General features: G+C 71.6%; 21 protein-coding genes. 4 read left to right on the top strand and 17 right to left on the bottom strand.

What is annotated here, in order from left to right:
- Positions 1 to 61: 61 nt before the first annotated feature.
- Positions 62 to 1180 carry a DUF6777 domain-containing protein gene (locus ACIBK5_RS07375; protein ID WP_399017102.1) on the bottom strand — a complete coding sequence of 373 codons (1119 nt, stop codon included), beginning with the start codon at positions 1178 to 1180 and terminating at the stop codon, positions 62 to 64.
- Between the two features lie 132 nt (positions 1181 to 1312).
- Here ACIBK5_RS07375 and ACIBK5_RS07370 point away from each other — a divergent pair, with 132 nt between their 5' ends.
- A complete protein-coding gene (locus ACIBK5_RS07370) occupies positions 1313 to 2734 on the top strand; it encodes a lipase maturation factor family protein (protein ID WP_399017101.1) in 1422 nt (473 codons plus the stop codon).
- Here ACIBK5_RS07370 and ACIBK5_RS07365 read toward each other — a convergent pair.
- Genes ACIBK5_RS07365 through ACIBK5_RS07330 form a run of 8 tightly spaced genes read right to left on the bottom strand, consistent with a single transcriptional unit; the run spans position 2722 to position 10594 of the window.
- Complete coding sequence (locus ACIBK5_RS07365) at positions 2722 to 3555, bottom strand: amidohydrolase family protein (RefSeq protein WP_399017099.1); 834 nt, start codon at positions 3553 to 3555, stop codon at positions 2722 to 2724. The two genes, ACIBK5_RS07370 and ACIBK5_RS07365, sit on opposite strands and share 13 nt — an antisense overlap.
- The gene (locus ACIBK5_RS07360; RefSeq protein WP_189722496.1) at positions 3552 to 3869 is read right to left on the bottom strand and encodes an L-rhamnose mutarotase; all 318 of its coding nucleotides are present in this window, start codon (positions 3867 to 3869) and stop codon (positions 3552 to 3554) included. The genes ACIBK5_RS07365 and ACIBK5_RS07360 overlap by 4 nt, the downstream gene beginning before the upstream one ends.
- The gene (locus ACIBK5_RS07355) at positions 3866 to 4888 is read right to left on the bottom strand and encodes an aldo/keto reductase (RefSeq protein WP_399017096.1); all 1023 of its coding nucleotides are present in this window, start codon (positions 4886 to 4888) and stop codon (positions 3866 to 3868) included. The genes ACIBK5_RS07360 and ACIBK5_RS07355 overlap by 4 nt, the downstream gene beginning before the upstream one ends.
- The gene (locus tag ACIBK5_RS07350; protein WP_399017094.1) at positions 4885 to 5640 is read right to left on the bottom strand and encodes an SDR family NAD(P)-dependent oxidoreductase; all 756 of its coding nucleotides are present in this window, start codon (positions 5638 to 5640) and stop codon (positions 4885 to 4887) included. The genes ACIBK5_RS07355 and ACIBK5_RS07350 overlap by 4 nt, the downstream gene beginning before the upstream one ends.
- Positions 5637 to 6980: an L-fuconate dehydratase gene (locus tag ACIBK5_RS07345; RefSeq protein WP_399017093.1), complete on the bottom strand. Its 1344-nt coding sequence runs from the start codon at positions 6978 to 6980 to the stop codon at positions 5637 to 5639. Before ACIBK5_RS07345 ends, ACIBK5_RS07350 begins: the two co-directional genes overlap by 4 nt.
- 32 nt (positions 6981 to 7012) lie before the next feature.
- Positions 7013 to 8041 carry an ABC transporter permease gene (locus ACIBK5_RS07340; protein WP_399017091.1) on the bottom strand — a complete coding sequence of 343 codons (1029 nt, stop codon included), beginning with the start codon at positions 8039 to 8041 and terminating at the stop codon, positions 7013 to 7015.
- Positions 8034 to 9524, bottom strand: coding sequence for a sugar ABC transporter ATP-binding protein (locus ACIBK5_RS07335; RefSeq protein ID WP_399017090.1), 1491 nt, complete (start codon positions 9522 to 9524; stop codon positions 8034 to 8036). Before ACIBK5_RS07335 ends, ACIBK5_RS07340 begins: the two co-directional genes overlap by 8 nt.
- A complete protein-coding gene (locus tag ACIBK5_RS07330) occupies positions 9521 to 10594 on the bottom strand; it encodes a sugar ABC transporter substrate-binding protein (protein WP_399017089.1) in 1074 nt (357 codons plus the stop codon). Before ACIBK5_RS07330 ends, ACIBK5_RS07335 begins: the two co-directional genes overlap by 4 nt.
- A 166-nt stretch (positions 10595 to 10760) precedes the next feature.
- Here ACIBK5_RS07330 and ACIBK5_RS07325 point away from each other — a divergent pair, with 166 nt between their 5' ends.
- On the top strand, positions 10761 to 11465 hold the full coding sequence (locus ACIBK5_RS07325) for a FadR/GntR family transcriptional regulator (protein ID WP_399017087.1): 705 nt from the start codon (positions 10761 to 10763) through the stop codon (positions 11463 to 11465).
- Positions 11466 to 11493: 28 nt separating this feature from the next.
- On the opposite strand, the gene ACIBK5_RS07320 is transcribed toward ACIBK5_RS07325, so the two are convergent.
- The 7 genes from ACIBK5_RS07320 to ACIBK5_RS07290 all read right to left on the bottom strand — a co-directional run bounded on the left by ACIBK5_RS07320 (position 11494) and on the right by ACIBK5_RS07290 (position 21501).
- Positions 11494 to 11967 (bottom strand): carboxymuconolactone decarboxylase family protein, encoded by a 474-nt coding sequence (locus tag ACIBK5_RS07320; protein ID WP_399017086.1) that lies wholly within the window; start codon positions 11965 to 11967, stop codon positions 11494 to 11496.
- Between the two features lie 94 nt (positions 11968 to 12061).
- Positions 12062 to 15079, bottom strand: coding sequence for an alpha-mannosidase (locus tag ACIBK5_RS07315; protein WP_399017085.1), 3018 nt, complete (start codon positions 15077 to 15079; stop codon positions 12062 to 12064).
- 23 nt (positions 15080 to 15102) lie between these two features.
- Positions 15103 to 17109 (bottom strand): endo-beta-N-acetylglucosaminidase, encoded by a 2007-nt coding sequence (locus ACIBK5_RS07310; protein ID WP_399017083.1) that lies wholly within the window; start codon positions 17107 to 17109, stop codon positions 15103 to 15105.
- The gene (locus ACIBK5_RS07305; RefSeq protein ID WP_399017316.1) at positions 17106 to 18350 is read right to left on the bottom strand and encodes a glycosyl hydrolase; all 1245 of its coding nucleotides are present in this window, start codon (positions 18348 to 18350) and stop codon (positions 17106 to 17108) included. The genes ACIBK5_RS07310 and ACIBK5_RS07305 overlap by 4 nt, the downstream gene beginning before the upstream one ends.
- Positions 18351 to 18410: 60 nt before the next feature.
- Positions 18411 to 19316: a carbohydrate ABC transporter permease gene (locus tag ACIBK5_RS07300; protein WP_399017081.1), complete on the bottom strand. Its 906-nt coding sequence runs from the start codon at positions 19314 to 19316 to the stop codon at positions 18411 to 18413.
- Positions 19313 to 20206, bottom strand: coding sequence for a carbohydrate ABC transporter permease (locus ACIBK5_RS07295; RefSeq protein WP_399017079.1), 894 nt, complete (start codon positions 20204 to 20206; stop codon positions 19313 to 19315). The genes ACIBK5_RS07300 and ACIBK5_RS07295 overlap by 4 nt, the downstream gene beginning before the upstream one ends.
- Positions 20207 to 20211: 5 nt before the next feature.
- Positions 20212 to 21501, bottom strand: a complete 1290-nt coding sequence (locus ACIBK5_RS07290; RefSeq protein WP_399017077.1) for an ABC transporter substrate-binding protein — start codon at positions 21499 to 21501, stop codon at positions 20212 to 20214.
- A gap of 274 nt (positions 21502 to 21775) precedes the next feature.
- On the opposite strand from ACIBK5_RS07290, the gene ACIBK5_RS07285 reads away from it, so the two are divergent.
- Entirely contained in the window at positions 21776 to 22786 is a 1011-nt protein-coding gene (locus ACIBK5_RS07285; protein ID WP_399017313.1) for a LacI family DNA-binding transcriptional regulator, read from the top strand.
- 64 nt (positions 22787 to 22850) lie between these two features.
- Positions 22851 to 23894, top strand: a complete 1044-nt coding sequence (locus ACIBK5_RS07280; protein ID WP_399017075.1) for an alpha/beta hydrolase family protein — start codon at positions 22851 to 22853, stop codon at positions 23892 to 23894.
- A 6-nt stretch (positions 23895 to 23900) separates the two neighbouring features.
- Here the strand turns inward: ACIBK5_RS07280 and ACIBK5_RS07275 are convergent, their stop codons facing one another.
- The gene (locus ACIBK5_RS07275) at positions 23901 to 25439 is read right to left on the bottom strand and encodes an alpha-L-fucosidase (protein WP_399017073.1); all 1539 of its coding nucleotides are present in this window, start codon (positions 25437 to 25439) and stop codon (positions 23901 to 23903) included.
- Position 25440 lies beyond the last annotated feature (1 nt).

Genomic DNA, 25440 nt, shown 5'->3' with positions numbered 1-25440 from the left:
GTAATCATCCGATTCTTCGACCGATGTGCCGAGCGTAGAGGCCTCCCGGCCCGAGCGTCCCTCAGTCGCCATCGGGGATCAGACCGGCTCCGTCGGGCAGGTCGGGGCTGTCCGGCACGGTGTCGGGGCCGACCTCACCGGAGCCGCCTGGGTCCGGCGGAGCCGGTTCGTCGGGAAGCGGGGCGGTCTCCTCGGGCGGTGCCACGGGCGGTGGAACCTCGTCTGCCGGGGAGCCCGGGTCCCGGGGAGCCGTACTGTCCACGCCCGGGGAGAGGCCGGGCTCAGGCGGAGCGACCCGGGGCTCACGCGAAGTGGCCTCGGGTTCGACCGGGGGGAAGGACGAGGGCGCGGTCGACGCCGGCGGCCGCTTCGCCCAGAGCGGTGGCGGCAGGGACCGGTCGTGGCGTACGTCGTGGCCGGTCGGCCGTTCGATCCAGGTGCGGGCGGCGAGGTCGATGATCGTGAAGTCGGTGATCACCTGCGGGGCCGGGGTCACGACGATCACCTCCTCGGGCCGGTAGCCGGGCCAGGGGCTGCCGTGGCCGCGCGGCGTGCCCCGGATAGCCAGCGGCGGACGCAGCGGGTTGCCGCAGGCGCAGCGGACGCGCGGCACGCCCCGGTCGTCGACCAGGACGGCGGTGCCCGCCTGGAGGACGGACTGGTAGCCGCTCGCCCGTCCGGCCCGGAAACCGTGGTTCGTGACGCGGGTGTCGGCGCGCAGCACCAGCGGGGTCAGCCGGCGCACGTAGTCCGGGACGGCCGCCGGGGAGACGCCCGCGACCCGGGCGAAGGCGCGGATCCTGGCCCGGTCGCGGGTGAGGTGGCCGATCTGCCGCGCGATGTCGCAACTGCCGGTCCGCTCGATGCCGCCGTACAGGCCGGGTGTCCCGCCGGAGAGCGAGCGCGGTCCGCCGAGGCCTGCGGAGATCCGGGACGGGCCGTCCGGGCCGGCTCTCCCCGGCGTTCGCGGGGCGCCGGACGGGGTAGCCGTCGTGGTGGCCGTGGAGTCCGTGAAGGGGTCCGGACCCCGGGCCGCGGCCGGCTGGAGGAAGAGCTCTCCGCCGGCGTCCGCGTCGTCGCCGTCGCCGTCGCCGTCGGTGCCGCAGCCCGAGAGGAGGAGCGCCGTCGAGAGCACACAGGCCATGGCGAAGGTCCCGGTGTGTGTCCGCACCGTCCGCACCCGGTCCTCCTGCCTCGTTTCCGGCCATTCGCCCCTATTGTTTGCTTCACTCGCTTGGGTTACGCAACCGGAGCGGCGCCGCACGGAGCGTGACACTGGGGTCCGGCGCGGCATCGGGAGGAGCGCACGGCCGTGGACTGGTTCACCACATCCGACTACTGGCTGAGCCGGCTGGTCTTCCAGCGGGCGCTGGCCGCCGTGTATCTGGCCGCGTTCCTGACGGCGGCGCTCCAGTTCCGCGCGCTGATCGGGCGGCACGGGATGCTGCCGGTGCCGGAGTTCGTCGAGCGGGTGCCGTTCAAGCGTGCGCCGAGCCTGTTCCAGCTGCACTACTCGGACCGCTTCTTCGCGCTCTGCGCCTGGGCGGGCTGCGCGGTGTCGGCGGCGCTGCTGGCCGGGCTCGACTCGCTGCTGCCGCTGTGGGGCGGGATGCTGCTGTGGCTGGTGCCGTGGGTGCTGTATCTGTCGATCGTGAACGTCGGGCAGACCTGGTACTCGTTCGGCTGGGAGTCGCTGCTGCTGGAGGTCGGCTTCCTCGCCGTGTTCCTCGGCAACGACGAGGTGGCGCCGCCGGTCGTCGTGCTGTTCCTGCTGCGGTGGATCCTGTTCCGTGTGGAGTTCGGCGCGGGACTGATCAAGATGCGCGGCGACGAGTGCTGGCGGAAGCTGACCTGTCTGGACCACCATCACGAGACCCAGCCGATGCCGGGCCCGCTGAGCTGGTTCTTCCACCGGCTGCCCCAACCCCTGCACCGGGCCGAGGTGGCCGCGAACCATGTCACCCAACTCGTGGTGCCGTTCCTGCTGTTCACCCCGCAGCCGGTCGCGACGGCCGCCGCCGCGCTGATGATCGTCACCCAGCTGTGGCTGGTGCTGTCGGGCAACTTCTCCTGGCTGAACTGGATCACGATCGTGCTGGCCCTGTCGGCGGTACGGTTCCCGGCCGATCCGCCGGACGTGCCCGGTGCCCCGCTCTGGTACGTGGTCGTGGTGCTGGCGGTGGCCGCGCTGCTCGTGGGCCTCAGCTATCAGCCGGTCCGGAACATGATCTCCCGCGGCCAGGTGATGAACCGCTCCTTCGACCCGGTCCATCTGGTCAACACCTACGGGGCGTTCGGCAGTGTGAGCCGGGTCCGCTACGAGGTGGTGGTCGAGGGGACGGCGGACGACGTGCCGCGCCCGGACTCGGACTGGCGGGAGTACGAGTTCAAGGGCAAGCCGGGCGATCCGCGGCGCTGGCCGCGCCAGTTCGCGCCCTACCATCTGCGGCTGGACTGGATGATGTGGTTCGCGGCCCTCTCCCCCGCGTACGCCGGTTCCTGGTTCGGCACGCTGGTGGAGCGGCTGCTGGAGAACGACCGGGCGACACTGAAGCTGCTGCGCCGCTCGCCGTTCCCGCCGGACGTACCCCCGCGGTACGTGCGCGCCCGCCTGTTCCGCTACCGCTACACGACATGGCGCGAGCTGCGGGAGACGGGCGCGTGCTGGGAACGGACGTATGTAAGGGAGTACCTGCCGCCGACGCGGCTGGCGGAGCCGGCTCAGAGGCCGTAGACGCGGATGGCGGTGGTCGCGAGGATCTGCTCGTGATCGTGCTCGGGGGTCAGACGGCGTACGAGGTCGAGGGTGTCGCCGTACGAGGCGGCGAGCGTGCACACCGGCCAGTCCGAGCCGTACATCAGACGGTCCGGCCCGAAGGCCTCCAGCGCCACGTCGGCGTACGGGCGCAGGTCCTCGACGGTCCAGGAGGCGAGGTCGGCCTCGGTGACCAGGCCGGACAGCTTGGCGACCGTGTTGGGCAGGGCGGCGAGGGCGCGCAGGCCGGCTGCCCAGGGTTCGAGGGCGCCGGAGGCGACGGGCGGTTTGCCCAGGTGGTCGAGGACGAAGGTGAGGCCGGGCAGGTCCGCGGCGGCCCGCGCGCAGGCCGGGAGCTGATGCGGCAGGACCACGAGGTCGTAGACCAGCCCGGCGTCGGCGACGGCGGCCAGTCCCCGGGTGACGTCCGGGCGCAGCAGCCATTCCGGGTCGGGTTCGCCCTGGATCTGGTGGCGGATGCCCTTGAGGTGGCGGCCGCCGGGGAGTTCCCGCAGCCGGGCCAGTTCCTCCGCGACGTCGGGGCGGGTGAGATCGGTCCAGCCGACGACGCCCGCGATCAGGTCGTGCTCCTCGGCCAGAGCCAGGAACTCCGGGGTCTCCTCGGGCACGGTGATCGTCTGGACGAGGACCGTGCGGTCCACTCCGGCCGCTCTCGCCCCGGGTTCGAGGTCCTTCATGGTGAAGTCGCGGCGCAGGGGCGCGAGTTCGGGGCCGGTGATCCAGTCCTGGTCCCGTACGGACAGGTCCCACACGTGGTGGTGGGCGTCGACCACGGTCATGACGGCAGCTCCCAGACGACCGGCAGGCCGGCGTCGGCGCCCTCGCCGGAGTAGTCGTGCACGACGTCCAGCAGCTCGGCCATGCGGGCCTGCCAGGCGACGTTGACCGGGAGTTTCTCCAGTTCGGCGAGGAGACGGGCGTAGTCCTCGCACTCCAGGACGTGGAACAGGTCGGTGCCGCTGCGCCAGATCGTCCAGGAGGTGGCGCCGGCGGCCCGGATGGCGTCGGTGAGTTCCTCCGGGACCTCCCTGTGGGCTGCCTCGTACGCGGCGATGCGATCGGCGCGGACCTTGGTGTGCAGGGCGACTCTCATGACGGCTCCTCGGACGGCTCCTTGGACGGCTCCTCGGACGGCTCCTCGGTGGGGACGGGGGCGTCGGCGGGCAGCAGGCCCCCCGCGCGCAGGTCCTGCCAGAACGCGAGCGGCACGCGCGCGGCGAACTGGTGGGCACAGTCGCGGACCTCGTGCGCCGAGCGGGCCCCGACGAGGACACTGGCGACGACCGGGTGGGCGGCGCAGAAGGCCAGGGCGGCGGCGCGCAGCGTGGTGCCGTGGCGGTCGGCGACGGACTTCAGCCGCAGGGCGCGTTCGACCAGCTCGGAGGGTGCGACGGTGTAGTTGTACGTCGCGCCCGGCCGCGGGTTCGCCAGCAGGCCGGAGTTGAAGGCGCCGCCGATGACGACGGACGTGCCGCGTTCCCGGGCCGCGGGCAGCAGGTCGGTGAGGGCGCTCTGGTCGAGCAGGGTGTAGCGGCCGGCGCAGAGCACCACGTCGACGTCGGTGTCGCGGACGAAGCGGGTGAGCATCTCCGCCTGGTTCATGCCGGCGCCGATCGCGCCGACCACGCCCTCGGAGCGGAGTTTCTCCAGGGCCGGATAGCCCTCCCGGAAGGCCTCTTCGGCGTGCTCGTCGGGGTCGTGGAGGTAGACGACGTCGACCCGGTCGAGGCCGAGCCGTTCCAGGCTGGCCTCCAGGGTGCGTCGTACGCCGTCGGCGCTGAAGTCCCACACGCGGCGGTGGGTGGCGGGCACGGCGAACCCGTGGGCCAGGTCGTCGCCGGTGCCGTCCGAGGGCTCCAGGCGGCGGCCCACCTTGGTGGAGATCGTGTACTGGCGCCGGGGGCGGTCGCGCAGGGCGGCGCCGAGGCGGCGTTCGGAGAGGCCGAGGCCGTAGTGCGGGGCGGTGTCGAAGTAGCGGATGCCCCGCTGCCAGGCGGCCTCCACGGCGTCGTGCGCCTGCGCCTCGCCGACTTCGGAATAGAGGTTGGCGATCGCGGCGGCGCCGAAGGACAGGGCGCTGACCTCGACGTCGCTGCCGCCGAGCCGGTTCACCGGGCCACCGGGCGCAGCCGCAGGCCCTGCATGCCGCCGTCGACGGCGAGGGCGGTGCCGGTGGTGGCACCGGAGAGGGGACCGGCCAGATAGGCGATGGCACCCGCGACCTCGGCCGCGGAGACCAGGCGGCCGGTGGGCTGGCGGGCCTCCAGGGCGGCGCGTTCGGCGGCCGGTTCGGGCGCGGCGTCGAGGAGCCGGCCGACCCAGGGCGTGTCGACCGTGCCCGGGTTGACGCAGTTGACGCGGATGCCCTCGCGGACGTGGTCGGCGGCCATGGCGAGGGTGAGGGAGTACACGGCGCCCTTGGTGGCGCTGTACAGGGCGCGCTGCGGCAGGCCCGCGGTGGCGGCGATGGAGCAGGTGTTGACGATCGCGGCGTGCGCGGAGGCGCGCAGGTGGGGCAGGCAGGCGCGGGCGGTGCGGACCATGCCGACGACGTTGACGTCCAGGACGCGGTGCCATTCGTCGTCGGGGTTGTCCTCGACGGTGCCCTGGGCGCCGATGCCCGCGTTGTTGACCAGGACGTCAAGACCGCCGAGGTCGGCGACCGCCGACGCCACCGCCTCGCGCACGGACGCGTCGTCGGTGACGTCCGCGCGATAGGCGAGCAGCGGCTTGTCGACCGGCGACGGGTCCAGGTCGAGGACGGCGACCCGGGCGCCGCGCTCGGCCAGGAGGTCGGCGGTGGCCCGGCCGATGCCGGAGGCGCCGCCCGTCACCAGGGCTGTGACGCCCTCGAAGTCGCTCATACGGCCTGACCCTTCTTCCGCTCGTCGAGGTCGGCGGCCCAGAACTCGCCGCCCGGGTAGGTGAATCGCGCCAGTGACTCGGGCCGCATGGCGGCCGAGAAGCCCGGCGCGGTAGGTGCCCTGTAGTGAGCCTCGCGGATCACCACCGGGTCGAGGAAGTGGTCGTGCAGATGGTCGACGTACTCGATGACGCGGTCCTCGGTGGTGCCGGACAGGGCCACGTAGTCGAACATCGACAGGTGCTGGACCAGTTCGCACAGGCCGACGCCGCCCGCGTGCGGGCAGACCGGCACGCCGAACTTGGCGGCGAGCAGCAGGATCGCGAGGTTCTCGGGGACGCCGCCGACGCGTGCCGCGTCGATCTGGACGACGTCGAGCGCGCCGGCCTGGAGGAGCTGCTTGAAGACGATCCGGTTGTGCACGTGCTCACCGGTGGCGACCTTCACGGGGGCGACGGCCCTGCGGACGGCCGCGTGGCCGAGGATGTCGTCGGGGCTGGTGGGCTCCTCGATCCAGTACGGGTCGAACTCGGCGAGGGCCTTGGTCCAGCGGATCGCCTCGTCGACGTCCCAGCGCTGGTTGGCGTCGACGGCCATGCGGACGTCCGGGCCGATGACGGAACGGGCGACACGGCAGCGGCGGATGTCGTCCTCGAGGTCGGCGCCGACCTTGAGCTTGATCTGCCGGAAGCCGTCGGCGACCGCCTGGGACGCCAGCCGGGTGAGTTTCTCGTCGTCGTAGCCGAGCCAGCCGGGTGAGGTGGTGTAGGCGGGGTAGCCGTGCTCCAGCAGCCGGGCCGTGCGCTCCTCGGCGCCCTGTCGGCCCCGGCGCAGCAGGGTCAGGGCCTCCTCGGGGGTGAGGGCGTCGGTGAGGTAACGGAAGTCGATCTGGCGCACCAGCCATGCGGGCTCGGCCTCGGCGAGCAGCCGCCACAGCGGCAGTCCTGCGCGCTTGGCGGCCAGGTCCCACACGGCGTTGACGACCGCGCCGATCGCCATGTGCATCACGCCCTTCTCGGGCCCGAGCCAGCGCAGCTGGCTGTCGCCGATCAGGTCGCGGTTCAGGGTGGACGGGTCGGCGCACAGCTCGTCGGCCGAGCGGCCGATCAGGTGCCCGCGCAGCGCGTCGATCGCGGCGACCTGCACCTCGTTGCCCCGCCCGATGGTGAAGGCGAATCCGTGTCCCTCGTGCCCGTCGGCCGCGTCCGTGCGCAGGACGACGTAGGCCGCCGAGTAGTCGGGGTCCGGGTTCATCGCGTCGGAGCCGTCGAGCTCGCGCGAGGTGGGGAAGCGGATGTCGTGGGTGTCGACCGCGATGATGCGGGCGGGCGTCGGGGACACGGAGGGCCTTTCGGTTGCAGGGGGCGGGGGCGTCAGTCCTGGGCCCGGCCGGTGGTGACCCGGGCGATCATGAGGGCGACCAGGATGATCCCGCCGTAGATGGCCTGGATCCAGAACGACGGCACCTGCGCGAGGGTGAGCAGGTTCTGCACGACCCCCAGAAGGAGTACGCCGGTCAGGGCGCCGAACATGGTGCCCTTGCCGCCGTCGAGGGCGATGCCGCCGATCACCGCGGCCGCGAACACCGTGAAGATCATGTTCTGGCCCTGGTTGGCGCTGATCGCGCCGACGTAGCCGGTCTGCATGATGCCGCCGACCGCGGCGAGGACGCCCGCGACGACGAACACGCCGAGCATGACGCGCTCCACCCGGATGCCCGCCGCCCGGGCCGCGTCCGCGTTGCCGCCGATGGCGTAGAGGGCGCGCCCGACCCGGTGGTACTTCAGCACAAGACCGGCGGCCGCGAAGGAGACCGCGGCGAGCCACACGGACAGCGGGACGCCGAGGAAAGTGGTCGTCGCCAGCGAGTAGAAGCTGTCGGGCATCCCGAACAGTGTCTTGCCCTTGGTCGCGCCGACCAGCAGGCCGCGCAGCACGATCAGCATCGCCAGCGTCACGATGAACGCGTTGAGCTTGAACTTCACGACCAGGATGCCGTTGAAGGCACCCACGGCCGCACCCGTGACGAGGATCGCCAGCAGGGCGAGGGCCGCGGGGAGTTCGGTGCCCCAGCCGGACTGGGCCGCGGGCAGGACGAGCAGCGCGCCCACGGCGGGCGCGATACCGACGACCGATTCCAGGGACAGATCGAACTTGCCGGTGATCAGCACGAGCGACTCGGCGAGCACCACCATCGCGAGGGCGGCGGAGGCGCCGAGGATCGAGACGATGTTGCGCTCGGTGAGGAACGAGTCGTTGACGACGGCGCCGAGCACCAGGAGCAGCAACAGGGCGGGTACCAGGGCGAGTTCGCGGGCCCGGCGGAGCAGGACGGCCTTGGCGGCGCGCGGGTCGGTGACTCGCGCGGGCGCGAGCGGCGGGGCCGCCTTGGTGTCAGCCATGGTCCACTCCTTCGATGGAGGCGATGAGCTCGTGGTCGCGCCAACCCGCCGGGTGCTCGGCGACGACACGGCCGTGGAAGAGGACGAGGACCCGGTCGCAGCGCCTGAGGTCGTCGAGTTCGTCGGAGACCACGAGTACGGCGCTGCCGTCCTCGCGGGCGGTGTCGACACGGGCGAGCAGGGACTCCTTGGACTTCACGTCGACGCCCGCGGTCGGGTTGACGAGGACCAGGAGCCGGGGGTCGGAGGCGAGGGCCCGGGCCATGACGACCTTCTGCGCGTTGCCGCCGGACAGGTCGGAGACGGGCTGCTCGGGGCCCGCCGCGTGGATGTCGAGGCGTTCGATCAGCGCGGTGGCGACATCGCGCCTGCTGTCGGTGCCGACGAAGCCGAAGCGGCCGAGCCGGTCCAGGACGCTGAGGGTGGCGTTGTCGCCGATGGACATGCCGAACACCAGGCCCTGCTCGTGCCGGTCGCGGGGCACGAAGCCGACGCCGGCCTCCAGGGCCTTGCGGACGTCGCCGAACGGCAGCGGCTGTCCGTCCAGCCGGACCGTTCCGCCCGTGGGGGTGTGCAGTCCCGTGAAGGACTCGGCGAGTTCGATCTTGCCGCTGGCGCTGGAGCCGGCGAGTCCGACGACCTCGCCACGCCGGACGGTGAGGCCGACGTCCTCGTACGCGGCCGAGGTGAGGCCGTGGACGTCGAGCAGGACGGGGCCCGACGCTCCCTGGGCCGCTTGCCGCTCGGCCTGTTCGGCGATCGTCTCCCCCGCCATGGCCTCCACCAGGGCCTGGCGGGGCAGGTCGGCGACCGGCGCCGTGGTGATCCAGCGGGCGTCGCGCAGGACCGTGACGGTCTGGCAGACCTCGTACACCTCCTGGAGGTGGTGCGAGATGAACAGGAAGGTGACGCCCGAGTCCTGAAGGGCGCGCATGCGTGTGAAGAGCCGCTCGATCTCCCGGTTGTCGAGCTGGGCGGTGGGTTCGTCGAGGATGATGAAGCGGGCGCCGAAGCTCAGCGCCCGGGCGATCTCCACCATCTGCCGGTCCTCGACCTTGAGGTCGGCGGTGCGGGCCTCCGGGTCGACGCGCACATCCCAGGTGTCGAGGAGCCGGGCCGCCTCGGACTTCAGGCGGCGCCAGCTGATGAACCCGCGCCGGAGCGGCTGCCGGTTGATGAACAGGTTCTCGGCGACGGTCAGTTCGGGGACGACCGTCGGGTGCTGGTAGACGCAGGCGACCTTGCGGCGCCAGGCGTCCCGGTCGGTGAGCGGGGGCGCTGGGTCGGCGTCGAAGCGGACGGATCCCTCGTCCGGGGCCTCCAGGCCGGTGAGGATCCTGACCAGCGTCGACTTGCCGGCGCCGTTGCGTCCGACGAGGGCATGGGACTCACCCGGCAGGACGGAGAGCCGGCCGTCGGCGAGGGCGGTGGTGGGGCCGTACCTTTTGACGATGCCCCGTGCTTCGACCAGTGGGCTGCTCATTCGACCGTGTTGCCCCAGAGCTTGGGGTCGTCGACGTTGTCCTTGGTGACCAGCGGCGCGGGCAACTGGTCCTCCAGGATGCCGCTGGGCAGCTTCACGATCGTCGAGTCGTGGTCGGTCGGGCCGGGCTTGAACGTCTTCCCCTGCATCGCCGCCTTGATGTAGTACATGCCGTACTTGGCGTAGGCGTCGGCGGGCTGGGAGACGGTCGCGTCGATCTCGCCCTTGCGGATCGCGTCGAACTCCTGCGGGATGCCGTCGTTCGAGACGATGGTGATGTGGCCCGGCTGCCCGGCCTTCTTCAGCATTCCCTTGGACTTGAGGGTCTGGAGCGTGGGCGCGAGATAGACGCCGCCCGCCTGCATGTAGATGCCCTTGATGTCGGGGTTGGCGTTGAGGAGGGTGTCGAGCTTCGAGGCCGCCGCGTCGGACTCCCACTTGGCGGGGATCTCCAGGACCTCGAGCTTCGGGAAGTTCTTCTTCACGCAGGCGCGGAACGCCTCGGAGCGGTCACGGCCGTTGACCGAGGCGAGGTCGCCCATGATCTGCACGACCTTGCCGGAGGTGATGTGCTCGCCGAGGTACTGGCAGGCCTTGTCGCCGTACGCCACGTTGTTCGCGCGGACCACCATCGCGACCTTGCCCTTGTCGGGCGCCACGTCCACGGCGACGACCGGCACGCCCTTGCGCTCGGCCTGGTCGAGGCCCGCCTCGATGGCGGCGCTGTCCAGCGGGGCGACGACCAGGCCCTCGACGCCCTGGTTGAGCTGGTTGTTGATGTCGGTGATCTGCTGCGAGGGATCGCTGTTGGAGTTGACGGTCTTCATCGCGTCCACGCTCTCGGACTTCGCCATCTTCGGCACGTAGTCGTTGTACGACTGCCAGAACGGCGAGGTCAGCAGGGGCAGGACGACCCCGACCTTGCCGCTGCCGTCACCGCCGCCGGCACCCGAGGCGCCGGTGTCCTTGGTACTGCCGCACGCGGCGAGCACCAGGGAGGCACCGGCGGCCAGCGCCATCGCGCCGACGGTCCGTGACCTGTTTCGCTTCCGCACTGTGCTTCCGGGCATCTGAGGGGGCTCCCATCGACCGGGGTTCGAGCAGATGCCCGCATACTTATCAGACCACTCCCCCGCCAGAACACCCTGCGACGGCATATTTTCCCGCTCCGGGCTCATAGTGGTCCGACCACCTCGCTGGTTAGACTGCGCCGGAGCCTGTGATCGGAGGAACGGCGTGGACGACGAGACGGCCCCGCAGAAGGGCACCGTGACGCAGCGCGCCATCGAGCGGATCAAGGCGATGATCGGCGAGGGCAGGCTGGAGCCGGGCCAGCGACTGCCGACCGAGCGTGACCTGGCCGCCCAGCTCGGCATCTCCCGCAGCTCGATGCGGGAGGCGATCCGCGCGCTCACGGTTCTGGGTGTGCTGGAGGCCCGGCACGGGTCGGGCATCTACGTCACCCAGCTGGAGGCCGGGGACCTGCTGGAGACGTTCGGTGTCGTGGCGGACCTGTCGCGCGGTCCGCGTCTGGTGGAGCTGCTGGAGATCCGGCGGATCCTGGAGTCGACGGCGACCGCGCTGGCCGCCGCCCGGATCACCGACGACCGGCTGGCCGAGGTCGAGAAGCATCTGGCGGCGATGAACGCCACGGACGATCCGGAGGAGATCCTCGCCCACGACCTGGCCTTCCACCGGGAGATCGCGGCGGCGGCGGGCAACGAGACCATGGCCGCGATCCTGGAGGGCCTGTCCTCGCGGACGTTCCGGGCCCGGGTCTGGCGCGGCTACCAGGAGGAGGGCGCCTTCGAACGCACCCGCCGTGAGCACGCCGCGATCCACCGCGCCCTGGCCGCCCACGACCCGGAGGCGGCCCGCGCGGCGGCGGCCGCGCACGTGGGCGAGGTGGAGGAGTGGCTGCGAGCGCAGCTCGGGCCCTAGGAGGGTCCCAGGGCCCGGTGCTCCGCGGTTACTTGAACTGACCGGCCTGGTAGCTGCCCGCCGGCTGTTCGAGCATGACGTTCAGCCGGCTGGCCGTGTTCATGAAGCCGATCAGGGTCACGAGGGCCGCGAGCTGCTCCTCGTCATAGTGCTTGGCGGCCCGCTCCCAGACCTCGTCCGGGACACCGCCGGCCCCGTCCGCGATGCGGGTCCCCTGCTCCGCCAGTTCCAGCGCGGCCCGCTCGGCCTCGGTGAACACCGTGGCCTCCCGCCAGGCCGCGACCAGATGGAGCCGTACGGAGCTCTCGCCCGCGGCGGTCGCCTCCTTGGTGTGCATGTCGATGCAGACCGCGCAGCCGTTGATCTGGCTCACGCGGAGCGAGACCAGTTCCCGGGTGGCGGCCGGCAGCGGTGATTCCACGACCAGCCGCCCCAGGGCGGTGAACTGCTTGATGACCTTGCCGGCGCCGGGGAGGGCGAAGACGTCCAGACGCGCGCTCATGGTGAGCTCCTCTGTCGTTGTCGTTTCGCGTACACCCCTATGAGTCAGCGGCTCACCACGATGTGACATCGGCAGTTGTGACCTGCGCCACCGACTATCGGGTGCGCCGCAGCCGCAGCGTCATCAGCTCGAACGGGCGCAGCCGCACCGCGATCCGCCCGTCCCGGACCTCAGGTGGCGTCGTGTCGGTCAGCGGTCGTTCCAGCAGGTCCGTGACCGAGACGCCCGCGACCTCGAACCCGGCCGTGAGCGTGGCGCGCGTTCGGCCGCCCAAGGCCTCGTGGAACCGGACGACGACGTCCCCGCTGCCGTCGTCGGCGAGCTTCACCGCCGTGACGACCACGGCGTCCCGGTCGGCCGTCACCAGCGGCGCCACCTCTTCGGCACCGGTGAGCCGCCGCTCCGGCACGTTGATGCGCCAGCCCTCGCGCACCGCGTCGGCGATGCCCGCGCCCGGCACGAGCGCGTGCCGGAAGCGATGGACGCCCTGGTCGGTCTCGGGGTCGGGGAAACGCGGGGCGCGCAGCAGGGAGACGCGGACGGTGGTGGTCGTACCGCCGTCGCCTTCGGTGCGGACCGTGCGGGTCACGTCGTGGCCGTACGTCGAGTCGTTGACGAGGGCGACGCCCCAGCCGGGTTCCTCCAGGTGGACGAAGCGGTGGTTGCACGCCTCGAACTTGGCGGCCTCCCAGGAGGTGTTGGTGTGGGTGGGCCGGTGGAAGTGCCCGAACTGGGTCTCGGAGGCGTACCGTTCGGCGTGCACGTCGAGCGGGAAGGCCAGCTTGAGGAACTTCTCCGTCTCGTGCCAGTCGACCTCCGTGTCCACCGTCAGCCGCCGCTCCCCCGGCGCGAGGGACAGCAGCTGGGTCACACGGGAGGCGCCGAAGGTCCGGACGATCCGCACGCCGTCCCCGTCCGGGGCGACCTCGTCCGCGTCGGTGAGGTCGGTGACCGTGTTGCGGTAGAACGCGTCGACGTCCCAGGCGTCCCACATGTTCGGGAAGTCGGGATGGAGCTGGAGGAGGTTCGCGGCCCGGCCCGGGGCGACGGTCTCGCGGTCGGCTTCGATGTCGTACACCGACGTCACGAGTCCCCGGGCGTCGATCTCGACCCGGAGGAGGCCGTTCACCAGGACGAACCCGCCCTCGTCACGCGGGGACGGCTCCGCCGGGCTCGGCAGGTGCGCGGCACCGGCACCACCGGCGGGGATCCCGGCCCGGCTGTGGGGTGCCGAGTTGAACACGAGGTCCCGCGTCCCGTCCCCCGCGAGTGCCCGCTGCGCCGCGTCGATGATCCCGGTCAGCTCCTCGGCCACCCTCTCGTACGTCCGCCGGGCCTCCCGGTGCACCCAGGCGATGGACGAGCCGGGCAGGATGTCGTGGAACTGGTGCAGCAGCACCGTCTTCCAGATCCGGTCCAGGTCCTCGTACGGGTAGGGGAACCCGGTGCGCACGGCCGCCGTGGCCGCCCACAGTTCGGCCTCCCTGAGCAGGTGCTCGCTGCGGCGGTTGCCCTGCTTGGTCTTGGCCTGGCTGGTGAGGGTGGCGCGGTGGAGTTCGAGGTAGAGCTCGCCGACCCACACCGGCGGTTCGGGATACTCGGCCGCGGCCTTCTCGAAGAAGGCCTGCGGGGTCTCCCAGGTCACCGTCGCCGCGCCTTCGAGGTCGCGCAGACGCGCCGCCTTGGCGACCATCTCGCGGGTCGTGCCGCCGCCTCCGTCGCCCCAGCCGGTGGGGGCGAGGGAGTGCCGAGCGACGCCCTTGTCCTTGAAGTTACGTGCCGCGTGGGCGATCTCGCTGCCCTTCATGGAGCAGTTGTAGGTGTCGACGGGCGGGAAGTGCGTGAAGATCCGCGTGCCGTCGATGCCCTCCCACCGGAACGTGTGGTGGGGGAACTTGTTCGTCTGGGACCAGCTGATCTTCTGCGTCAGCAGGTACTTGGAGCCCGCCGCCTTGATGATCTGCGGCAGTCCGGCGGCGAAGCCGAAGGTGTCGGGCAGCCAGGCCTCGTCGTTCTCGATGCCGAACTCGTCGAGGAAGAACCGCTTGCCGTGGACGAACTGCCGGGCCATCGCCTCCGAGCCCGGCATGTTGGTGTCCGACTCCACCCACATGCCGCCGGCCGGCACGAACCGCCCGTCGGCCACGGCCTTCTTCACCCGGGCCCACACCTCGGGCCGGTGGTCGCGCACCCACGCCCACTGCTGCGCCTGCGACATGGCGAAGACGAAGTCGGGCTCGTCGTCGAGCAGCGCGGTCATGTTGGAGGTCGTCCGGGCCACCTTGCGCACGGTCTCGCGCAGCGGCCACAGCCACGCCGAGTCGATGTGGGCGTGGCCGACCGCGCTGACGCGGTGGGCGGAGGGAGCGGCGGGCGTGGCGAGCACGCCGGCGAGGCGGGTCCGGGCCCGTTCCGCGGTGCCGCCGATGTCCTGGAGGTCGAGGGCGTCGAGTGCCGTGTCGACCGCCCGGAGGATCTCCCAGCGGCGAGCCGACTCCACCGGAAGCTCGGCCATCAGCTCGCCGAGCACCTCCAGATCGATCACGAGCTGCCACACGGTCTCGTCGAACACCGCGAGATCCATGCGGGCGAGGGTGTACTGCGGTTCGGTGCCCGCGGTCTCCTTGTCGCCCAGCTGGGTGGGCAGGAAGGGGTGGTAGTCGAGGATGACGGGGTTGGAGGCGGCCTCGATGTGCAGGCGCACCTGCTCACCGCCCTCGACGGGGGCGCCGACGCGCACCCACTGGTTGCGCGGGTTGAGGCCCTTCACCGGGGTGCCGTCGGGCCGGTAGACCAGGCCCTCGCACTGGAAGCCGGGCATGTTCTCGTCGAAGCCGAGGTCGAGGATCGCCTCGACGGTCCTCCCGGCCCAGGCCTCGGGGACGGTCCCGGTGACGCGGAACCAGCTGGTGCCCCAGGGAGCACCCCATCGGGCGCCCGCCTCGATGGGCTCGGGCTCGGCCGCGAGTCCCTCGTCGACCGGCACCGGTTCGCCGGGTGCGTGCCACACCGCCACCTCCAGCGGCACGGACTCGGGGTACACGGCGGGGCGGACTCGCTCGTCGAGGACGCGCTTGAGGCGGGCTTCGACCAGGCTGCGGTCGTCATGCATGCGGAGTGCTCCCTAGGGGGTCGTTACCAGGGGTGGATCAGGGAATCGGGGGCCGACGAGGTGTAGAGCTCCCCCACGGCACGCAGTTCGAACCGCGCCGCCCGCTCGCCCTGTTCGGGCTTCAGCCCGGCCACGAAGAACGCGTGCTGGCAGGTGCCGCCGAGGAAGCGCCGGGTGCCGTCGGGGAGGAGGCGGTGCAGCGTGTAGTGGCGTACGGCCCCCGCTGTGGGGCTCCAGGCGAAGCGCAGGTCACCGCCGGACGCGGCGCTCACGCGCAGCCCCGTGGGGGCGGCCGGAGTGGCCTGGGACGCGGTGCGGACGGCGAGTCCACCGATCCGCCATCGCACCGGGCCGCCACCGTCCGCCGGTGTGATCCGCACGCCGACCGCGTGGGCGGTGCCGGTCAGGCCGGTGAGCCGCACGGCCGAGGTCTGCCAGGTGCCGGCCGGGTCGACGGGGAAGTACGTGTACGGCGGTGTCGCCCCCGGTGTGTCCGGATCGGCGGTGGCGACGGCCAGTTCGACGTGCACACGGCCGGAGTCGGTCCGGTGCGTCAGCTCGACGACCGTGTCCGCGGTGAGCGGCAGCCGGGTCGCGTACAGGTCCAGGACGGTGGGTTCGTCGAGTTCACCGTCGACGAGCACACTGCTCCCGCCCCGCCAGGCGTCCTCGAAGTCGAAGGTCACGGCAGGGCGGCTGCCCTCGGTGTGCACGACCCAGCGCCGGGACGGCAGGCGGTCCTGCAACCCCAGGTGGTTCCAGGGTGTGTCCGACGTGGCCTCGCCGTCCTCGTACCACCGCAGCCCGTGCCCGGTGTTGAACACGCTCGCGAACGGGACCGCCGTCACCGTCGAACGGTCGGCGACGGACACGGCGGGCGCCCGCCAGCCGTCCGTGCCGTCGGGCCGGGACGGGTCGAGGGAGCGGCCGGTCCAGAAGCGGTCGTCGGCGGTGTGGAAGGCGGCCGGGCCGCGCTGGCCGGAGGGCAGGTGGTTGCGGGTCCACTCGGGCCGGTAGAGGCCGACCGACGCGATGTGCGCCTTGTCCTTCGGCACGATCGCGTCCCAGCGCACGGAGGAGTTCCAGCCGTTCGCCTCGACGTCGACGCCGGCCCACAACTCGTGTCGGCTGCGGCCGAGTTGCTCGGCCCGGCTGCCCGACGAGACCAGGCTGTTCGCCGACCAGCGGAAGTCGACGAACATGTCGTCCGAAGTCCGGAAGAACGGCTCGTTCTGCCCGTTGAGCGCTCCCTGCCAGCTCACCGTGCCGTTCACGGTCATCGCGTCGTACCAGGTCACCCGCTGCCCCTTGGCCGCCGCGAGCGACTTCAGCTCCCGCATGAAGCTCAGCATGTCCCGGCCGAGCGCGGCGTCCCCTCCCCCGGTCTCGGCGTTGACGAACCACCCGTCGAACCCGTACGCCTCGGCGACCTCGACCAGCCGGGCGGCGAGCGGATGACGCCCGGCGGTGTCCTTCCGCACCAGGTCGCGGGTCCAGCGCAGTTGTCCGCCGTAGGCGACGGGCGGCAGGAAGACGTTGCCGAGGACGGGCACGCCGTGCCGGTGGGCGGCGTCGACGATCGGCGCGTTCGGCGCGAGGATCAGGCCTTCGCCCGACGAGCCGCCCCAGAACACCAGCTCGTCGATGTAGGCCCAGTGGGTGAGGGCGTAGTAGTCGGCGGTGGCCGAGCCCTGGGACGGGTTGCCCGCCGTCGGCCCGAAGGAGACCAGGGACTGGATGCGGGCCTGGCCGGCGCGGGCGGTCGGGTTGGCGGGGGCCGGGGTGAAGCGGGCGGCCAGCGGCACGGACGCGGCGTTGCAGGCGAGGTCCGGGTCGGTCTCGGCACGCCAGGACTTCAGGCTGCGCCAGGTGATACCGGGGCCCGGGGCGCCCGAGGGAAGGGAGTCCGGGTACCAGTAGGACGCGTAGGGCTGGGTCGCGGCGGCTTTCGGTGCTGCCGTGGCCGGCACCGGGGGGAACAGGGCGGCCGCGGCGCCGGCCAGCAGGACGGTGCGTCTGGTGGGTGTCACGAGCGGGTGCCTCCTGGTGGGTGGGGAAGTACCTGGTCGGGAGTGACGGCCTCGGTGATGCCGCGCGCGGCCAGGTGTTCCCGGTCGGCGGCGCGCACATCGAGGACGGTGGTGGGGCGGGCTCCGTCCGCGACCAGCCGGAAGAAGGCGTCGAAGACGGGACCGCCGGGGGCGCAGAGCGAGCGGACGGCGGGGTCGGCGGGGACGACCAGCGCCGTCGTACGGGCCGGGGGCGCCTGCGACGGTTCCCGCGCCGCCCGTTCCAGCGCCCGGGCCATGTCCTTGGGCTTGCGGTCGTTGGTCAGCAGGCCGAGTCCGTACTCCAGTTCCGGGAAGTCGGCGAGGTCGCGGGACACGTCGTGGGAGCACCACCAGGTGATGCCCCACAAGCCGGGACAGTCCAGGGCGTTCGCCACGGTGGCCTCGGTGAAGGCGGCGGCGTGCTCGGCCGGGACCAGGGGCGCGGGCGCGCCCACCTCCTGGAGCCAGACCGGCCGGTGCGGGTCATCGGCCCAGGCCTTGCTCAGCTCGACGAGGTACGCGGCATGGTGCTCGGCCGGGACGGAGGTACGGCCGTGACGCTGGGCCGTGCCGTTGAAGACCCAGGAGTGCACGGCCGTGACGGCGCCGTGCCGGGCGGCCTGGCCCGGGGTGAAGGGCTGGTCGTCCTGGTACCAGGTGGCGTCGTACTCGGCGTGCAGGTGCAGCCGGCCCGGGGCGCCCTCCTCGCAGGCGGCGAGCATGCGCGTGAGCCAGGTGTCGATCTCGCCGGACGTGGCCCGGTCGGGGTCCGGATGGGGCCCGGACGAGAACTGGTTGACCTCGTTGCCGAGGGTCATGCCGATGAAGTTGGGCCGGTCGGCGAGGGCGGCGGCGAGCGTGCGCAGGAGGTTCTCCTGGCCGTCGAGCACCTCCGGGTCGGTGAAGAGGTTGCGCCGGTGCCAGGTCCGGGTCCAGGCGGGCAGGAAGTCGAAGCTGCTCAGGTGCCCCTGGAGGCCGTCCACGTTGACGTCGAGGCCGCGTTCGGCGGCGGCGTCGGCCAGCGCGACGAGCTGTTCGACGGCGCGGGGCCTGATCAGTGTGCGGTTGGGCTGGAAGTACGGCCACAGCGGGAACACCCGGACGTGGTCGAGGCCGAGTGCGGCGATCGAGTCGAGGTCGGCGCGGACGGAGTCCAGGTCGAAGTCGAGCCAGTGGTGGAACCACCCTTCGCTGGGGGTGTAGTTGACGCCGAAGCGCACGGCAGGAGGCATGCGGTGTCCTTGCGTTGCGGTGGGGGGCGGCTCTTCGGCCCCGGACTCTCAGCCCTTCACCGCGCCCTCGCCCACCCCGCGGAAGAAGTACCGCTGGAGACAGGCGAAGAGGGCGATCAGCGGTGCGACGGCGATGATCGTGCCCGCGGCGACGAGGCGCTCGTCGTTGGCGAAGGTGCCGTGCAGATAGTTGAGGCCGATGGTCAGCGTGAACCTGGACGGGTCGCTCAGCACGATGAGCGGCCAGAGGAAGTCGTCCCAGGCGCCCATGAAAGCGAAGATCGCGACGACCGCGAGGGTCCCCTTGACCGACGGCAGGGCGATACGCAGGAACCGCTGCCAGACGTTGGCGCCGTCGACGAAGGCCGCTTCCTCGATCTCGTAGGGCAGGTTGAGGAAGGCGTTGCGCATCAGCAGGACGTTCATCGCGCCGATGCAGCCCGGCAGGACCACGCCGATCAGGGTGTTGTTGAGGCCGAGCTCCCGCATGGTGGTGAACTGGGCGATGATGATGCCCTCGACGGGCACGAGCATCGCCAGGATGAAGGCCAGGGTGGCGGCACGGCGGCCGCGGTAGCGCAGCCGGGCCAGGGCGTAGCCGGCGAGGGCCGCGCCGACGCAGTTGGTGACGACGTTGGCGGTGGCGACCTTCAGGGAGTTGAGGGCGTAGTCCCAGACGGGGATGGTGTCGGCGACCCGCTCGTAGTTGTGCAGGGTCGGATCGCCCGGCAGGAACGTCGGCGGAGAGCTGTAGATGTCCTCCGTCGGGCCCTTCAGAGACGTGGACAGCTGCCACAGGAACGGGCCGATGGTCAGGGCCAGCACGGCGAGCAGCAGGACATAGCGCAGGGCGAGTTCCCACACCCGGACGCGGCGGCCGTGCTCGTCGGTGATCCGGGGTTCGCGGACGGCGGCGGGCTTCTCGACGGGAGGTGCCTTCTCCAGGACGCTCACGACTCCTCCTTCCGGTCGGCGCGCAGCACCAGCAGCATCAGGACGACGGTGACGGCGAAGACGACGACGGAGATCGCGGAGGCGTAGCCGACGCGGCCGGTCAGGCCGGTGCCGGTGCGCTGGACGAGCATGACGAGGGTGGTGTCCTCGCCCGCCGGTCCGCCGCTCGGGCCCGCCAGCAGGTACACCTCGGAGAACACCTTGAACGCGGCGACCGAGGAGAGCGCGGCGACCAGCACCATGGTGGATCGGACGGCGGGCACGGTGACGCTCATGAAGCGGCGCACCGCGCCCGCCCCGTCCACGGCGGCGGCCTCGTGCAGTTCGCGCGGCACGTTCCCCAGCGCGGCCAGATAAATGATCATGTAGTAGCCGAGGCCCTTCCACACCGTGACGGCCATGGCGCTCAGCAGGAGCAGCCACTGGTCGCTGAGGAAGCCGACCCGGCCCGCACCGACCGCTTCCAGCAGCGCGTTGACCAGTCCGCGGTCGTCGAGCAGCCACACCCAGATCAGCCCGACCACGACGATCGAGGCGACGACCGGGGTGTAGAAGGCGGACCGGAAGAAGGTGATGCCGGGGATGTTCTTCTGCACGAGCAGGGCGAGCAGCAGCGGCAGGACGACGAGCGGGGGCACGACCCCGAGGACATAGAGCGTGCTGTTGCGCAGGCCGGTCCAGAACATGTCGTCCTGGAGCAGTTCCCGGAAGTTGGCGAGCCCCACGAACTGCCCGGGGATCAGGGTGCGGCGGTCGGTGAAGGCGTTGACCAGCGTGGAGACGAACGGGTACAGGACGAAGGCGCCGGTGACGAGCAGGCCGGGTGCGGCGAACAGCCAGGGACTGGTGGGCAGTTGGCGCCGCACCCGGGAGATGCCGGAGAGAGCCATCCGGGTCAGCCCTGCTGCTGCAGGAGCCGGTCGCACTCCTTGACAGCGTTGTCGAGAGCTTCCTTCGGGCTCTGCTTGCCCTGCAGCGCCTTGGCGACCTCGTTGCGCAGCGCGATCTTCATCTGCTCGCTGAACAGCACCGGCGTGTAGTTGACGGCCGTCTTCAGGGACTTGGCGGCGGCCACCCGCACGCGTGTCTCGTCGGTCCCGTCTTCCTTGGTGAAGTACGGGTCGTCCAGGGAGTCTGCGGTGCTCGGGAAGATGGCGACCTTCTTGGCGAACGACATCTGGTGCGCCGCGTCGGTGACGAAGTGCGCGAAGGCGACGGCCGCGGGCTTCCGCTTCGACTGGGAGTTGACCATCACGCCCATCACGTACATGTTGACGTGCCCGGTGCTGGTGATCTGGTCGGTGATTCCGATGTTCTCGTACAGGCTCGGCGCCTGCTTCTTGAAGTTGCCGAGGTCGAGGGCGCTGCCGGGGTTCATGGCGACGGCGCCGGTGAGGAACTTCTTGCCGGACGACTCCGGGGTGGCGGTCAGCGCCTGCGGGTCGAGGGCCTTCGCGTCGTACAGCTCCTTGTACTTGGCGAGGAGTCGCACGCCCTTGTCGTCGTTGAAGGAGAAGGCGGTGCCTTCCTTGTTCATCAGCGGCACGCCGTAGCGGCCGAAGTCCTCGATGGTGGGCACGTTGGCGAGGGTGGCGACCTTGCCGCCGCTCTTCTCCGCCATCTTCAGGCCGGCGGCGAAGAGTTCGTCGTACGTCTTCGGCGGCTGGTCCGGGTCGAGCCCGGCCTCCTTGAACAGGGTCTTGTTGTAGAAGAGCGGGCCGGTGTTGAGGTACCAGGGGAAGGCGTATGTGCCGGTCATGCCCGGTATCCGATGGCCCGCCCAGGCGCCCGGCAGATACTCCTTCTCGTACTGCGGGGCGGCCTTGTCCAGGTCGAGCGCGAGTCCGGCCTTGGCGAGCGGGGCGACGAGGTCCGGGGAGACGTTGACGACATCGGGCAGGGTGCCGCCGGCCGCGTCGGCGCTGATCTTGTCGGCGTAGCCCTCGGCGGGCTGGTCGACCCACTTCACCTTGGTGCCGGGGTGCTTCTTCTCGAACTCGGCGATCAGACCCTCGAAGTAGGGCTTGAAGTTGGCTCGCAGATTCCACGTCTGGAAGGTGATGTCGCCCTCGACCTTGCCCGAGGCGTCACTCGAACCGCCTCCGCCACCCCCGGAACCGCAGGCGCTCAGGGGCAGCAGGACAGCGACGGCAGCGGCGGCGGAGGCTCTGCGGGGGATGCGCACGGTGACCGGCTCCTTCGAAGGCAGGGCGGGAGAGGGCGGCGGGAATGGCGCCGGGCCAGACCTTGCATCGTTCTCTTCGGGGAAGTCAATGGATTCTGCTCAGCTAAAGTCTTTAGTTGCACATAAACGCAGGTCAGAGACGTGTCATGCGACTTCTTGTGTTCGATCACTAATGCGCTTTAGGCTAGGGAAGCTCAAGCGCATTAGTGCGCGGCGCGAGTCGAATGGAGAAGCAAGCGTGACGGGAAAGCGCTCACCGGCACGCCGGCCGACGATGAAGGACATCGCGCGGCGGGCCGGGGTCTCCGAGAGCGCGGTCTCCTTCGCGCTCAACGGCAGGCCCGGGGTCTCCGAGGTGACCCGGGACCGGGTGCGCCGGGTCGCCGAGCAACTGGGCTGGCGGCCCAGCACGGCGGCGCGCGCCCTGTCCGGGGAGGGCGCGGCTACGGTCGGCTTCGTGCTGGCCCGTCCGGCGGGCACGCTGGGCGTGGACTCGTTCTTCCTGCAACTGGTCTCGGGTATCCAGGAGGTGCTGGCGGAGCGTCATCTCGGTCTGCTGTTCCAGATCGCCGAGGACATCGACGACGAGTGCGCGGTGTACCGGCGGTGGTGGGCCGAGCACCGGGTGGACGGTGTGCTGGTCGTCGACCCGCGCACCGACGACCCCCGGCCCGGCCTCCTCGACGAACTCGGGCTGCCCGCCGTGGTGATCGGCGGTGCCCCGGACGAACGGCACCCGGGTCTTTCGACGGTGTGGGCGGACGACGCGGGCGCGATGGCCGCGGTGGTGGACGAGCTGTACGCGCTCGGCCATCGGCGGATCGCGCACATCGCCGGACTGCCCGGGCTGGCCCACACCGAGCGCCGCATCCGTACCCTGCGCGCCGAGGCCGGGCGCCGGGGCCTGTCGGAGGTGCAGTCGGTGCCGACCGACTACTCGGACGAGGCGGGCGCGGCCGCCACCCGCCGCGTCCTGGACGGCCCTGCCGCCCCGACCGCCCTGATCTACGACAACGACGTGATGGCCGTCGCCGGGGTCGCCGCCGCGACCGAGCTGGGCTACGCGGTGCCGGCCGACGTGTCGGTGGTGGCCTGGGAGGACTCCGCCCTGTGCCGCCTGGTCAAGCCGTGGCTGTCCGCGCTCTCCCGGGACAGCGTCGAGTTCGGCCGCACGGCGGCCCGGGAACTGACCGCCCTGCTCGACGGCGGCCCGGCCCGGGCGGTACGGGTGCCGGTACCGCGGCTGATCGAGCGGGACAGTACGGGGACGGTGCGGCGCACATGACCGTGCCCGGATCCGGGCGGCACGGACCTGCCCTCCTTGGTCCGGCGGAGTCACAATGGACCGTATGCGGCTACGGGGCACCGCCTGGGCCGCCGCCGGGCTGCTGCTGACCGTCACGATCGGCTGCACCGGCGGTGGGGGCGACGGCGCGCCCGGGACCGAAGGCGCGCCCGGGACCGCTCCGGCCTCGGCCCCCGCCACGAGCGAGCGACCTCGCGGCACCCCCTCCCCCACCCCGGCCGACCCCGTCTCTCTCCCGGCCCTGATGCGGCGCGAGCACACCGGCTCCGGGCTGCGCCTCGGGGCCGTGCTCGACCGGACCTCCGCCTACACCCGGTACGCCGTCACGTACGAGGCGAACGGCCTGACGATCTCGGGGATCATGAACATCCCGGAGGGCGAGGGCCCCTTCCCGGCGCTGGTGCTGGCGCACGGGTACATCGACCCGGACACCTACTTCAGCGGCCAGGGCATGCCACGCGAACAGGACCGCCTGGCCCGCGACGGCTATGTCGTCCTGCACACCGACTACCGCAACCACGCCCGCTCCGACAAGGATCCCGACAACGATGTGAACCTGCGGCTCGGCTACACCGAGGACGTCATCGGCGCCGCCCTGGCCCTGCGCGACTCGGGGCGCCCGGAGATCGACGGCGACCGCCTGGGCCTGTTCGGCCGGTCGATGGGCGGCGGGGTCGTGTACAACACGCTGGTCGTGGCGCCCGGTCTGTTCGACGCGGCCGTGGCGTACGCACCCGTGAGCGCCCGCCCGCAGGAGAACATCGACCACTTCCAGCGGCCCGACGGCGACCCCCTCGTGGCCGAGATCGAGGAGAAGCACGGCACCCCCGGGGAGGATCCGGCCTTCTGGCGCGGCGTCTCGCCCCTCACCTACGCCGACCGCGTGAGCGAACCCCTGCTGATCCAGCACGGCACCGCGGACGACACCTGCCCCCTCGCCTGGTCACGGGAGGTCTCCGCCACGTTCGAGGGGGCGGGCAAGGACGTCGAGCTCCGCACCGTCGCAGGCGAGGGCCACACGTTCGGGGCGCGATGGGCAGCCGAGATGGACGTCACCGAGGCCTTCTTCGCACGCCACCTGCGCTGACCCCGGTCACACCCGGGACCGGTACAGCCCGAACTCCGCGATCCGTACGGCCCCTCGCGCCCCGGTCACCCGCACTCGCCACCGCCGGGCCCGTACGGCGCCGGGCAGCAGCAGGATCCGGCTCGCTCCGACGACTCCCGCCCGGGCTGCCTCCCTCCAGCCGCCGTCGCGATACGCCTCCACCACGAAGCTCTCCACCTGCTGGCCGTACCGGATGTCCTCCGCCAGCCGGACCCGGTCCACCTCCCGCTCCCGGCCGAGGTCGACGGTGACCCCGCCCGGGGAGGTACTGGTCCGGGCGCCGTGCGCCAGGTCCTCGGGCAGTTCGCGGTCGATCCGCTCGCGGAACTCCCGCAGGCGTGTGACGTCGGCGGCGGGCAGCAACCCCTGAGTGTCCGGCGGGATGTTGAGGAGCAGTACCGAGTTCCGGCCGACGGACCGGAAGTAGATGTCCGTCAACTGCTCGACGCTCTTGGGCTGCTGGTCGGCGTGGTAGAACCAGCCGTCCCGGATCGACACATCGCACTCGGCGGGCCACCACTGGAGGTAGTCGGCGACCGGCCGGGCCGCGACCAGCGCGTCCCGGCTGCCCATGTCGGGGGCGTCGTAGGAGAGGGCGTAGTCGGTCCGCCCGTAGTCCTTCTCCTGGACGGGGACGACGCTCCACTCGTCCTCCCGGGCCAGTCCGCCCTCGTTGCCGACCCAGCGGACGTCCGGTCCGGTCACGGCGACGACGGCGTCCGGGGCGAGGGAGCGCACGAGGCCGTACCAGCTGTCCCAGTCGTACTTCTCGACCTTGTCCGGCGGAATGTGCCCCTGGGCCCCGTCGAACCACACCTCGTCGACCGGGCCGTACTCGGTGAGCACCTCGTAGAGCTGGTTGAGCATATGGGCGCCGTAGTCGGTGGCGGGGAGCGTGTACGAGCGGGGCGGGGTGCGGTCGTCGCCGTCGACGAGCGTGGGAACGGTGCGCGGGGAGCGGGCGCTGCCGTTGGCGTACACGCCGTGCAGGTACTGGTTCTCGTCGGCGGGCGAGATGTAGACGCCGACCTTGATGCCGTGCCGTCGCATGGAGTCGGCGAAGTCGCGCAGGACGTCACCCCGGCCGTCGCGCCAGCTGCTCGACGCCACCGTGTGGCCGGTGTAGCGGGAGGGGAAGAGGACGAAGCCGTCGTGGTGCTTGACGGTGAGGATGGCCAGCTTGAAGCCGCCTTCGCGCAGGGCGCGGGCCCACTGGTCGGTGTCGAGGCCGGTCGGCTGGAAGACGTCAGGGTCCTCGTCGCCGGTGCCCCATTCCAGGCCGGTGAAGGTGTTGACGCCGAAGTGCAGGAAGGCGGTGCGCTCCAGGCGCTGCCAGGCGATCTGTCCTGCGGTGGGGCGCACTTGGGAGGCCTTGCGGACCAGGTCCTCCGGAGTGTCGTCGGGGCCGACGGGGATGCGGCTGCGACGAGGATCCGGCGGGGCCGCGAGTGCGGGTGCCGTCATGCCGGCGGTCGCGGCGAGGACGGCGGCTGATGCGACGAACACGCGTCGGGACACGGCCATG

This window comes from Streptomyces sp. NPDC050546 (assembly GCF_044457425.1).
In the GTDB taxonomy this organism is placed as follows: domain Bacteria; phylum Actinomycetota; class Actinomycetes; order Streptomycetales; family Streptomycetaceae; genus Streptomyces.
Note: the sequence above shows the minus strand (reverse complement) of the source record. Positions and strands in the feature narration are given on the sequence as shown.